8 protein-coding genes, 3 rRNA genes and 1 pseudogene are annotated in these 12,725 nt (G+C 50.1%); 3 read left to right on the forward strand and 9 right to left on the reverse strand.

Features of this window, described 5'->3' with window-relative positions:
* Positions 1–10: 10 nt before the first annotated feature.
* A complete protein-coding gene (locus C7E00_RS16065; protein WP_135358240.1) occupies positions 11–220 on the reverse strand; it encodes a hypothetical protein in 210 nt (69 codons plus the stop codon).
* 5 nt (positions 221–225) lie between these two features.
* Positions 226–345: pseudogene (locus tag C7E00_RS14065) on the reverse strand (ISAs1 family transposase); the annotation flags it as partial.
* Positions 346–440: 95 nt separating this feature from the next.
* Between C7E00_RS14065 and C7E00_RS14070 the strand changes: the two are divergent.
* From C7E00_RS14070 to C7E00_RS14080, 3 genes are all read left to right on the forward strand, one after another.
* Positions 441–1,631, forward strand: a complete 1,191-nt coding sequence (locus C7E00_RS14070; RefSeq protein WP_105304851.1) for an SPFH domain-containing protein — start codon at positions 441–443, stop codon at positions 1,629–1,631.
* 73 nt (positions 1,632–1,704) lie between these two features.
* Positions 1,705–2,805, forward strand: coding sequence for a TFIIB-type zinc ribbon-containing protein (locus tag C7E00_RS14075; RefSeq protein WP_105304852.1), 1,101 nt, complete (start codon positions 1,705–1,707; stop codon positions 2,803–2,805).
* Complete coding sequence (locus tag C7E00_RS14080; protein ID WP_105304853.1) at positions 2,802–3,638, forward strand: TPM domain-containing protein; 837 nt, start codon at positions 2,802–2,804, stop codon at positions 3,636–3,638. The genes C7E00_RS14075 and C7E00_RS14080 overlap by 4 nt, the downstream gene beginning before the upstream one ends.
* Before the next feature lie 41 nt (positions 3,639–3,679).
* Here C7E00_RS14080 and C7E00_RS14085 read toward each other — a convergent pair whose 3' ends face one another.
* The 7 genes from C7E00_RS14085 to C7E00_RS14115 form a co-directional block, all read right to left on the reverse strand.
* Positions 3,680–4,267 carry an O-methyltransferase gene (locus C7E00_RS14085; RefSeq protein ID WP_105304854.1) on the reverse strand — a complete coding sequence of 196 codons (588 nt, stop codon included), beginning with the start codon at positions 4,265–4,267 and terminating at the stop codon, positions 3,680–3,682.
* Positions 4,264–5,082 (reverse strand): radical SAM protein, encoded by an 819-nt coding sequence (locus C7E00_RS14090; RefSeq protein WP_105304855.1) that lies wholly within the window; start codon positions 5,080–5,082, stop codon positions 4,264–4,266. The genes C7E00_RS14085 and C7E00_RS14090 overlap by 4 nt, the downstream gene beginning before the upstream one ends.
* On the reverse strand, positions 5,075–6,454 hold the full coding sequence (amrA, locus tag C7E00_RS14095) for an AmmeMemoRadiSam system protein A (RefSeq protein WP_105304856.1): 1,380 nt from the start codon (positions 6,452–6,454) through the stop codon (positions 5,075–5,077). The genes C7E00_RS14090 and amrA overlap by 8 nt, the downstream gene beginning before the upstream one ends.
* Before the next feature lie 99 nt (positions 6,455–6,553).
* Positions 6,554–6,667 (reverse strand): 5S ribosomal RNA (gene rrf / locus C7E00_RS14100).
* A 91-nt stretch (positions 6,668–6,758) separates the two neighbouring features.
* Positions 6,759–9,652, reverse strand: a 23S ribosomal RNA gene (locus C7E00_RS14105).
* A gap of 235 nt (positions 9,653–9,887) precedes the next feature.
* Positions 9,888–11,412 (reverse strand): 16S ribosomal RNA (locus tag C7E00_RS14110).
* The 16S, 23S and 5S rRNA genes sit together here, the layout of an rRNA operon.
* A gap of 349 nt (positions 11,413–11,761) precedes the next feature.
* Entirely contained in the window at positions 11,762–12,580 is an 819-nt protein-coding gene (locus C7E00_RS14115; RefSeq protein ID WP_105304857.1) for a hypothetical protein, read from the reverse strand.
* Positions 12,581–12,725 lie beyond the last annotated feature (145 nt).

The raw sequence follows: 12,725 nt of genomic DNA on the forward strand, positions 1-12,725 counted from the left end.
ATGCAAGTTCTTATTCCAGTCTCTTAATGTTTATTTTTTCATGATCAGATTTCTGCTGCAGTTTCAGAAGCAGCTTTCCAAGAAGATTAAATATAAGCATGATCAGCCCTACTCGGATTCCGGATTCCATTCCTTTTAATCCCCAGAAAACAAGAAAGGGAAGGAAAAAGGCTAACACCGCTTCAAGAATCGTCTTGGCAATAGAATTTTCATATTCCATACATGCCCGCCTTTCTCAACGATCTGCTTCATGATTGCAGTCTGTGTTCCGATCGCATCGATCGTAATGATACTGCCGTGAAAATCCAGCAGTTTCAGCAGCTCCGGAATCGCTGTGATTTCATTCTTCGAGGAATACCGTACATCTCATGCTAAGATAATAGTAGAAACTTTTTGGAGAAGCGCTATAGCTTCATCTCAGAGAAGGAGGAATCTAATCTATGGGCCTTATTCAAGCAGCTGTTTCAGCAGCAGGCAGTACCTTCAGCGATCAGTGGAAGGAATACTTCTACTGCGATGCGATCCCTTCCGGAATTGCCGCAGTCAGAGGGCACAAGAAAGTCAGAGGGCTCTCTTCCAATCGCGGGGATGACAATATCATCAGCGACGGATCCGTCATTGCAGTAGCAGACGGCCAGTGCATGCTGATTGTCGATCAGGGCCAGGTAACAGATATCTGCGCCCAGCCAGGTGAATTCCGCTATGATTCCAAGACGGAGCCTTCGCTGTTCACAGGATCTCTGGGCGATGGCCTGAAGAATGTATTTGCGGCCATCGGCAAGCGGTTCACGTTCGGCGGGCAGGCGGCAGAAGATCAGCGGGTATACTACATCAATACCAAAGAGCTGCCGGGAAATAAATACGGGACTCCTTCGCCGATTCCGTTCCGGGTCATCGATAAGAATATCGGCCTCGATATTGATATCTCCGTGAAGTGCTTCGGAGAATACAGCCTGAAGATCACCGATCCGATCAGCTTCTATACGAATGTCTGCAGCAATTTCACGGATACGTATCCGATTTCCAATCTGGAAGGACAGCTTCGTTCTGAACTGCTCACTGCCCTGCAGCCGGCTTTTGCTAAGCTGAGTGCGCAGGGAGTCCGCTACAGTGAAGTGCCTGCCCATACCGCAGAGCTCGCTGACGCGCTGAATGAAGAGCTTTCCAAGAAATGGAAAGAACTGCGCGGAATCGAAATCGTTTCCTTCGGTGTTTCCTCGATCAAAGCTTCGGAAGAAGACGAACGGATGATCAAGGAAGCACAGCGCAATGGCATGTACCGGGATCCGACGATGGCTGCAGCTACGCTGGTCGGTGCACAGGCGCAGGCAATGCAGGATGCCGCAAAGAATACAAATGGAGCGGCAATGGGGTTCATGGGCATGAACATGGCTCAGAATGCTGGCGGAGTCAATGCCGGTCAGCTGTATGAAGCAGGTGCTGCGAAAGCAAGTCAGCCGGCTGCTGCTGAAAAGTGGATCTGCCCGAATTGCCATGCTGAGAACAGCGGAAAGTTCTGCTCGAACTGCGGTACTCCGAAGCCTGCATCTGATGTCTGGTACTGCCCGAACTGCGGAACAAAGAATACCGGAAAATTCTGCTCCAACTGCGGCACGAAGAAACCGGAGTAATCATTGCGCATTTTCATAGGCACGGTAGTGTTTTCCGCGACCGTGCCTGTTCTCAGTCATACAGGAGGAATCAATGCCTGAACAGCTAGTCAATTACCAGTGCCCTAATTGCGGCGGTCCGCTCAAATGGGATGCCGGGCTTCAGAAACTTCACTGCGATTACTGCGGAAGTTCCTTTACCGAAGAGGAAACCGAAGCATACTACCGCAAGAAGGAAGAGGCGGCGGCAGAGGCAGGCGCACAGGCTTATGCAGAAGAAGCCGGGGAATGGTCCGACTCCGCTCCGGATGGAATGAAGGCTTATCACTGTCCAAGCTGCGGAGCAGAACTGATCGCAGATGAAAATACCGCGGTCACCACCTGCCCATACTGCAATAATCCGACTGTGATCTCTGCCCAGTTCAAGGTAAAACAGCCGAAGTATGTGCTGCCTTTCCAGGTCACAAAAGAACAGGCTGAAACAAGACTTCAGGAGTTCTACCAGAAGAAGCCTTTCCTGCCGCACGCATTCAGCAATCGGAATCATATCCAGGAAGTAAAAGGAGTCTATGTTCCTTTCTGGCTCTATTCCGGAACGCTTGCGGCAGACTGCACATATCACTGCACGCGTACCAGACAGTTTTCCCAGGGAGATTACATGGTGACAGAGACTGATCATTTCAAGGCAGTCAGACGCGGTGATGTTTCATTTCAGAGAGTTCCTGCAGATGCTTCCAGCAAAATGCCAGATACCTATATGGATGCTCTGGAGCCATTTGATTACCGCAAGCTTGAGAACTTTTCCAGTGCCTACATGCCAGGCTATCTTGCAGATAGCTACGATATTGACTCCAGAGAGAGTCAGAAGCGTACTGATGAGCGGATGATCCATTCAACCCTTGCCCTCCTGAACAGCACGGTAGCAGGATATGTTTCCGTAATACCGGAACGGCAGGATGTGTACCGGAAAGAAGGAACGGCAGAATATGTGTTTCTTCCGGTCTGGCTGCTTTCCACACAGTTTGAAGGAAAGAATTATCTCTTTGCGGTCAACGGCCAGTCCGGAAAGACCGTCGGCGATCTCCCGGCGGATACCGGAAAATTCATCCGGACGATTGTGATTCTGACGTTGATCAGCTTTGCCATCATTGCTCTGATTCTTTACTTTCTGATCGCCAGAGGAGGAACAATATGAGAAAACGGATTCTTCTGATCGCTGCTTCTCTGTGTTTCTTCTTCAGCCTCTTCTTTCCGATCAGTGCTTCCGGTTCTTATGTCATGGACGAAGCCGGAGTACTGAGCAGTGATGAACTGCAGGAGCTCAATCGCAAAGCTGAACAGATCAGCGAAGAGCTTGAATGCGGAGTGTATGTTATCTTCACCGGCAGCATGAAGGGCTATTCTGATTCCCAGTTTGCAAAAGGCATCTATGTGAATTACAGCCTCGGATGGGGAAATGGAAAAAGCGGCGTGCTTCTGGCAATCTGCACGGATCCTGGTTATGAAGACTGCACCGCATATGGAGCTGCAGCGGATGTATTCACCACTTCACAGCTGGATGATCTGAATGATCTGGTCATGGAATCGCTGTATTCCAGAGACTGGTACTCTGCCGCAGAATCCTTCATCAATGAATCAGAAAGCGTCCTCAGAAGCTCAGGCTACACCTACTATGAACCGGAATACACCGATCCCGAAATTGACGCCAGAACGGCTCAGACAACGCCAGAACAGCGCCGGCAGGAATGGCTCAATACGCTCCCTCTCACTGCACTGATTTCGCTTGCGATCGCATTGATCATCGCCTTCGCAATGCGTTCTCAGCTGAAAACAACAGGCAGAAAGAGAGAAGCGAAGAATTACATCTCCAGAAACGGGATGCATCTGACTGCGATGCATGATTACTTCATGTACCGGCAGACTTCCCGTACCAGAATTCCCAGGAATAATGGCTCAGGTTCCGGAGGCGGAGGAGGCGGCTATCATAGCAGCGGCTTCTCCTCCAGCAGCGGAGGAAATCATTTCTGAAACATCAAAGGCGGCTCAAGCCGCCTTTCATCTGTCCTGAATTATCTGATTCTTTTCGCTGCAGCCACTCCATCCCCGATTTCCGGATGGAATTCAGTCTCGAATCGTTCATCTTTCAGCAGATCTTCCCGGAACTTCAGAATCTTTCTCGTCATCTGAATCGTACTCCGGTTCTTCGAAGCAGAGGGATCATCAACGATGCCATGAAAGTTCAGATTGTCGAAGATGAACACGGATCCGACATAGGAATTCGGCAGAAAATGTTCGAGGTATCTGCGATACTGACTTTTCGCCGCATCAATGAAGAACAGATCATAGTACTTTGCAGTACGGAAATCGTCCGCATCCATCTGATAGACGAAGATCCGATCATCCAGATCTGCATCTGCGATATTCCTTCTGGCCTGCGCTGCCATTGCCGGATCCACTTCAATCGTATCAATGGTAATTCCGGGACGGATTCCTGCCATATTCATGGCCGACCATCCGACCGCAGTTCCCGCTTCCAGGACACGCATGATCCACGGACGTTCCCGGATATAGGAAAGCAGGAATTCCATTCCGGAATCCTGCATAATCGGAATATGTTCGCTCCGTGCTTCCTTCTCCAGTTCCTTTAATCGAGTCATATGTTACCAGTATACACATACGAAAGATGCTTCCGGGCGATTTTCTGAAGAGACAGAATCTTCTCGATCGGAGTCGAGGGAATCGAATAATGATATTTCGGGAAATACCGGCTCAGATGCAGTACCGTATCCGGATCAATCCCTGCCAGCCAGCTGGACTCCTGGTCGATCCATTCCTCGCGGTCATTCTTTCCCGGAATGATCAGAGAAGTGATTTCAGTGTGACATGCAGGAATGGCTCTCTCAATCGTGTGCTTCACCATCTCATAGCTTCCGCCGAGCTCCTGATAGAACGCTGCATCTCCCTTGAGATCGATATTCATTGCATCTACATAGGGCAGAAGGAGATCCAGCACTTCATCGCTCACGCAGCCATTGGTCACCAGAACGATCTTCTTCCCATGAGGCTTCAGAAGCTCTGCAGTGTCAATGAGATACTCCCAGCTGATCATCGGCTCATTGTAGGTAAAAGCGATCCCGAGGTTATCCTCTTCCCTCAGTGCGATCTCAGCAAGTTCCTTTGGAGAGATCACGCGGTAGGAAACAGAGTATTCATCCGCCATCGAAATCATGGAATTCTGGCAGAACGGACAGGAAAGATTGCAGCCGTAAGAACCAGCGGATAGAATCCAACTGCCCGGATAGAAATGCTTCAGGGGCTTCTTCTCAATCGGATCCATCGCTAGGGAAGTGATTCTCCCGTAATTCACGCAGACATTCTTTCCGTCCCTGGTTCCTCTCGCGTGGCACAAGCCGTTCTTTCCCTCCGGGATCAGACAGTGATGGAAACAGCCAGGGCAGAGAACCTCAGACATGCCGTACCACCTCAAAGCGCTCTAATGCCACTGAATCATGTTCAGGGTTAATGCCTGCCTTCCGGCAGGCAATTGCAATCTGCTGATCCGGAGTATCAACGCCCTCCAGGTCCGGCAGCAGCAATCCTCTTCGATCCCCGGAAGAACAGATCACGCCATACTTCTTCACGCTGAGTTCAGCTTTCGAAGCAATCCTTTCCGGTGTGCCAAGCACATCCACGGAAATCGAAAGATAGGGCAGTTCCTCAGCACGAATCGGATCAAATCTCGGATCTCTGCTGCAGGCACTGATCGCATTATGAATGATTTCCGAAGCAATGCTGGGGCGGGTCGGAGAAATCGTGCCGATGCAGCCGCGAAGCTGCCCATGTTCATGAATGGATACGAAAACACCGGATTTCTGATGGCACAGCTCAGCAGGAAGGTTCTCAGGAATTTTCAGAACTCTCTGGCAATTCACCCATTCCTGAACTGCAGACCGCGCAAGCTGCACATAGGCATCACCAGGATGAGAAGACACCTTGTACGCTTCTTCTTCCAGATATTCCTTCAGAAAATGACGAGAAGGATCTTCTTTGCCGATCTCGTAGAGCACGACTCCATAACCTACGCCAAGCGTAGCTTCGTGGCTGATGACCTCAGGCCTCACCGACCGCCCATCCAGAGCACCCGCAAGAATGGTAAAGGAGCGATGCCCGCATTCTTCTGCTTTCTCAAGGAATCCTTCCTCATATTCCAGAAGTTCGCGGAACTTCCCCGACCCCATCGTCTGCATAATCCTGTCATCATATTCCGGCCCCTCCGGATGGAAGCCATAGGGACCGTCAGCTTTCTGGCAATGAGAAAGATCTCCGCTCGCAACAACCATCCACCTGCGGCCAAGAGATTCAGCCACATGAGCAATGTATTCACCAAGCTGGTAATGCATGACCAGAGGAAGTCCAGAAAGGCCGATCCTGACAAGCTGATAATCCTGATAAGCCTGATTCAGAAAATACAGTGGAACCATCGTCCCCTGATCCAGATACTTCTCCTGATCATAGAGCGTACCGCAAGGAAAATGATGGGCCAAACAATAATGAGTTAGCTCATAGGTAAATTGATGATCATAAGAGACTTCCATGGAAACCCGTGATGCTCCATATCTGCTGAAGTCTCCATAAGCAGAATGCCCCCCGGAAACATTGAAATAATCCCGATACATGACCGCATGCGGAGAAGTCAGGATGATCAGCTCAGGTTTCTTCTGTGCAATGAATGCTGCAGCTTTCCGGAATCCATCAATAGTTGTCTGGATCTTCTTTTCTTCTCCCTTTCCGATTTCTCTGACCGCAACCGGAGGATGAGGAACCATCACTGCTCCAAGAAACATAAAAGCACCACCTCTTGCTCCAAATGTAGCACGAAAAAGCGGATGATGTTCCAGAGTAACATAAAAAAAAGAGGAAGAGCAGAAGCTCTTCCATCGATTACCCGGCAGCGTGCTTGATTCACTGAGGTCCGCTCAGCTATTTTCGCCCCTGCAGTGCTTAACTTCTGTGTTCGGGATGGGAACAGGTGTGACCACTGCGGTATCGTCACCGGATTTCTTCCAGAGATTGCTCCCTGAAAACTGAATAACAGATTTCTCCAGACTTCAGACTGCTTCGTCTTTCCGTATTGTGGCGTTCTCTCGTGTGATTAAATCTTCGACCTATTAGGATCAGTCAGCTCAATGCCTCACGGCACTTACACCTCTGACCTATCAACCTCGTCGTCTTCAAGGGGTCTTATTTCTTTCGAAGGGAAGTCTCATCTTGGAGTTGGTTTCGCGCTTAGATGCCTTCAGCGTTTATCTCAGCCGTTCTCAGCTATCCAGCTGTGCCACTGGCGTGACAACTGGTGCACCGTAGGAACGTCCATCCTGGTCCTCTCGTACTAGGGACAGCTCTCCTCAAACTTCCAACGCCCACAACAGATAGGGACCAAACTGTCTCACGACGTTTTGAACCCAGCTCGCGTACCGCTTTAATGGGCGGACAGCCCAACCCTTGGAAGCGAATTCACCTCCAGGATGCGATGAGCCGACATCGAGGTGCCAAACCTCCCCGTCGATGTGAACTCTTGGGGGAGATCAGCCTGTTATCCCCAGGGTAGCTTTTATCCGTTAAGCGACGGCCATTCCATTCTGCACCGCCGGATCACTAATTCCGACTTTCGTCCCTGCTCGACCTGTTTGTCTCGCAGTCAAGCACTCTTCTGCATTTACGCTCGACGAATGATTTCCAACCATTCTGAGAGTACCTTTGAGCGCCTCCGTTACTCTTTGGGAGGCGACCGCCCCAGTCAAACTGCCCATCTGCCACGGTCCCATACCCGGTTTACGGTATATAGTTAGAATTTCAGTTAAATAAGAGTGGTATCCCAACGGTGACTCCTCTGATCCCGAAGGACCAGTCTCAATGTCTCCCACCTATTCTGTGCATAGTTAACCGAAACTCAATAGCAGACTACAGTAAAGCTCCATGGGGTCTTTCCGTCTAGTTGCGGGTAACCTGCATCTTCACAGGTACTAAGATTTCACCGAGTCTGCTGCCGAGACAGTGCCCAAATCATTACACCTTTCGTGCGGGTCAGAACTTACCTGACAAGGAATTTCGCTACCTTAGGACCGTTATAGTTACGGCCGCCGTTCACTGGGGCTTCAATTCAGCGCTTCGGATTGCTCCTGACACATCCTTTTGACCTTCCAGCACCGGGCAGGTGTCACCCCCTATACTTCGCCTTACGGCTTAGCAGAGAGCTATGTTTTAGTTAAACAGTTGCTAGGGCCTATTTACTGTGACTCTTTCGAGTACCCCTTATAGCTAACGTACGGGGTCAAATTGCAGAGTTCCTTGGCAACAGTTCTCTCGCTCAGCTGAGGCTACTCGCCTCGTCCACCTGTGTCGGTTTTGGTACGGGCCGCTCACGAATTAACACTAGAAGCTTTTCCTGAGAGCTGGTATCGTACATTTCACTACTTGCTTGCGCGTTCGCTTGGTTCATGTCTTCCATTCCGCTGACGGATTTGCCTGTCAGCCTGCTATACACATGCCCTGCCCAATCCATTAAGGACTAGTACTAACCTTCTCTGTCACTCCATCATTTCGTGCGCGGGCGCAGGAATATCAACCTGCTCGTCATCGGCTACGCCTCTCGGCCTCGCCTTAGTTCCCGGCTTACCCAGGGCGGACGAACCTTCCCCTGGAAACCTTGGACATACGCTGTGCAGGATTCTCACCTGCATCTCGCTACTCACACCGGCATTCTCACTTCCGGACGCTCCACGACTCCTTACGGTATCGCTTCAATGCGGTCCGGAACGCTCCCCTACCACTTGATTTGCATCAAATCCATAGATTCGGTACTATGCTTAGCCCCGGTAAATTTTCGGCGCAGAGATACTCGACTAGTGAGCTGTTACGCACTCTTTCAAGGATGGCTGCTTCTGAGCCAACCTCCTAGCTGTTTATGCGTCTCCACATCCTTTCCCACTTAGCATAGATTTTGGGACCTTATCTGATGATCTGGGCTGTTTCCCTTTTGACCACGGACCTTATCACTCGCAGTCTGACTGCCGGGTATTGCTTCATGGCATTCGGAGTTTGATTTCAATTGGTATGGCTAGATGCCACCCGCATGAATTCAGTGCTCTACCTCCATCAAGTTTCACCCAACGCTAGCCCTAAAGCTATTTCGGGGAGAACCAGCTATCGCTGCGTTCGATTGGAATTTCTCCGCTAATCACAAGTCATCCGCCAGCTTTTCAACGAGGGTCGGTTCGGTCCTCCAGTTGGAATCACCCAACCTTCAACCTGCTCATGACTAGATCACTACAGCTTCGGGTCTATCCCTGCATACTTAACACCCTGTTAAGATTCGCTTTCGCTGCGGCTCCGCATTGTCTGCTTAACCTCGCATGCAAGGATAACTCGCCGGTTCATTCTACAAAAGGCACGCCATCACACATGAATGTGCTCTGACTTCTTGTAAGCATACGGTTTCAGGATCTCTTTCACTCCGCTCCCGCGGTTCTTTTCATCTTTCCCTCATGGTACTGGTGCACTATCGGTCATATAGGAGTATTTAGCCTTACCGGATGGTCCCGGTTGCTTCCGACAGGGTTCCACGTGCCCCGTCGTACTCAGGATCCCGCTCGCCTCGCTTCGGATTTCGTCTACGGGAGCTGCACCCTCTTCGCTGTGCCTTTCAATGCACTTCGACTATCCTTCGCTCATAACTTTTCGCGGTCCTTCAACCCCAGCCCTAAGACTGGTTTAGGCTGCTCCGATTTCGCTCGCCACTACTCTCGGAATCACTCTTGTTTTCTTTTCCTCCAGGTACTAAGATGTTTCAATTCCCTGGGTTCTCTTCTCTGGCTTTATGTATTCCGCCAGGATGCCTGAACATTACTTCAGGCGGGTTTCCCCATTCGGATACCCCCGGATCGTTGCCTGTTTACGACTCCCCGAGGCGTTTCGCCGTTCACTGCGTCCTTCTTCTGCTCTATATGCCAAGACATCCGCCGTACGCTCTTGCTTATTTAATCTTTTTAGAGAACTGCTTCCAAGTTTCTTCCGCCATTCAATAGACTGGCTTCCAAACTTGGTTTTCTTCAACTATACAGAAAGACTTTCTTGCTGTCTTTCTATCTGTTTGTTTGTTTCTTCTGTTATTCAGTTTTCAAAGAACAATTGAGATATCCTTTCAGATCTCTCAAAACTGACCAGGAATTTCCGCTACGTGGGAAAAACGTTTCTTGTACTTCCTTTTTTTCTCCTTAGAAAGGAGGTGATCCATCCCCACGTTCTCGTAGGGATACCTTGTTACGACTTGACCCCAATCATCAGCCCTACCTTCGACGGCTCCTTCCTTGCGGTTAGGCCACCGGCTTCGGGTATTGCCAACTCTCATGGTATGACGGGCGGTGTGTACAAGGCCCGAGAACGTATTCACCGCGGCATGCTGATCCGCGATTACTAGCGATTCCAGCTTCATGAAGTCGGGTTGCAGACTTCAATCCGAACTGAGACGTACTTTAAGAGATTTGCTTCACTTCGCAGTGTCGCTCCTCGTTGTATACGCCATTGTAGTACGTGTGTAGCCCAGGCCATAAGGGGCATGATGATTTGACGTCATCCCCACCTTCCTCCGGTTTATCACCAGCAGTCTCTTCAGAGTCCCCAACTTAATGATGGTAACTGAAGACAAGGGTTGCGCTCGTTGCGGGACTTAACCCAACATCTCACGACACGAGCTGACGACAACCATGCACCACCTGTCTCCTTGATAACCTCGGATGTATCTCTACACCTCTGCAAGGGATGTCAAGGCCTGGTAAGGTTCTTCGCGTTGCGTCGAATTAAACCACATACTCCACCGCTTGTGCGGGCCCCCGTCAATTCCTTTATGTTTCACACTTGCGTGCATACTCCACAGGCGGAATGCTTATTGCGTTGGCTGCAGCACCGGGTCGCCCCGATACTTAGCATTCATCGTTTACAGCGTGGACTACTAGGGTATCTAATCCTATTTGCTCCCCACGCTTTCGTGCCTCAGCGTCAGTTACTGTCTAGAAAGCCGCCTTCGCCACCGGTATTCCTCCATATATCTACGCATTTTACCGCTACACATGGAATTCTACTTTCCTCTCCAGTACTCTAGCCTCCCAGTATCTAAGGCTTTATGGGGTTAAGCCCCACGCTTTCACCTTAAACTTAAAAGGCCGCCTACGCACCCTTTACGCCCAATAATTCCGGATAACGCTCGCCACCTACGTATTACCGCGGCTGCTGGCACGTAGTTAGCCGTGGCTTCCTCGCAAGGTACCGTCACTCACATATCCTCTATGTGCCGTTCTTCCCTTGCAACAGAGCTTTACAATCCGAAAACCTTCTTCACTCACGCGGCGTTGCTCGGTCAGGGTTCCCCCCATTGCCGAAAATTCCCTACTGCTGCCTCCCGTAGGAGTCTGGGCCGTGTCTCAGTCCCAATGTGGCCGTTCACCCTCTCAGGCCGGCTACGCATCATCGCTTTGGTGGGCCGTTACCTCACCAACTGGCTAATGCGCCATAAGCCCATCTGTTTGTGTCTCTCACCTTTAACATAAATGGGATGCCCCATCTATGCCTATCCGGTTTTAGTACCCGTTTCCAGGCATTATCCCGGTCCTTACAGGCAGGTTGCTTATGTATTACTCACCCGTTCGCCACTCGTTCCGGCAAGCAAGCTTGCCTTCCCTCGTTCGACTTGCATGTATTAGGCACGCCGCCAGCGTTTATCCTGAGCCAGGATCAAACTCTCCATTTGATTTGACTCTATTCTTCGCTGACTTTCGTCAGTCTTCTTTCCTTATCGGAATTTGACGTTCTTTTTCGTTGCTTAATTCCTGTTCAGTTTTCAAAGATCTCTCGCCCGCTCCTTTCGAAGCGTGCTCCACGATAATACTCTATCTTAATTAGTCTGTCAACAAGAAATTCGAGAAATTTCAGGAAACAGTGCTACTAGGACCAGAGAAGAAAAACTGCTTGATACTGCTTTCCTCGTGGGCTTTTAATATAGCATACCCTATCAAGAGAATGCAACAGGTTTTTGGGCATTTTTACGGGCTTTTTACGCAATAAGTTAGTTGTAAATCCAATTATAGCCATGGAAACGCTCAGGATTCTGAGGCCATCAGAATCGTAGCATCATCATCGGTATAATTCGGCCCGAAGGCAGACACGTTGCTGCGGAAATCGCGCTTTCCGGGATCCGGGGAATGCTCCAGCAGCCCTGGCATCCGCTCCAGAATGTGTATCATTCCATCTGACATCGCATAGACCGGGCCTTCAGAGATTTCCGCATCACCGCTGACACCATGAGGAATGCCCGTTCCATCCAGTGAAGCGATCCAGTAGCCTTCAGGATTCGTATCTGCATGGTTCAGAAGCTTTCTGGTCTCCTGATAAACCTGGAGAGACTCTCTCCGCAGCATCTCCGCGTCCTCGTCGCTGAGTACAGAGACGCTCCACAGCTTGGCTTTCAGAGCAGCGACCTTCTTCTTGTTCCGCTCATTGATGCGATCAAAAGAAGCATCCCGGATCAGCTTGCCGTCCAGTGTGCGAAGGGCACAGTCGCCGATCACATAGTATTCCAGCTTGCCCGGGCGGATCCGGCCCAGTGCTGCCGCAAACGTAGGCTTTGCATAATAAGGCAGCTGGTCATAGCCAGGCACTTCGCCAAGGTAGATCTGATCAATGGCTTTCACTGCCTGAAGGAGATTATCCTGCAGCGATCGATTACCATCATACATCTGCTTCAGCGCCTCGCTGATTGCTTCCATGGTTTTCTGAACATCATTGCCGCCGAGATAATCATCTCCGAATAAAGGCGTAGCTCCGTCAAATACCCAGAAGGCATCGAGAATGCTGTCAGCTATATCCTGATTCACGTGATTCTTCCCTGTCAGGGAATATGTTTCAATCTTCAGACTCATTTTTAGCTCACTCCTTGCTCCAGAGTAACATAAAAAAAAGAGGAAGAGCAGAAGCTCTTCCATCGATTACCCGGCAGCGTGCTTGATTCACTGAGGTCCGCTCAGCTATTTTCGCCCCTGCAGTGCTTAACTTCTGTGTTCGGGA

This window comes from Anaerolactibacter massiliensis, assembly GCF_900290205.1.
GTDB classification, from domain to species: Bacteria; Bacillota_I; Bacilli_A; order Erysipelotrichales; family Erysipelotrichaceae; genus Bulleidia; species Bulleidia intestinalis.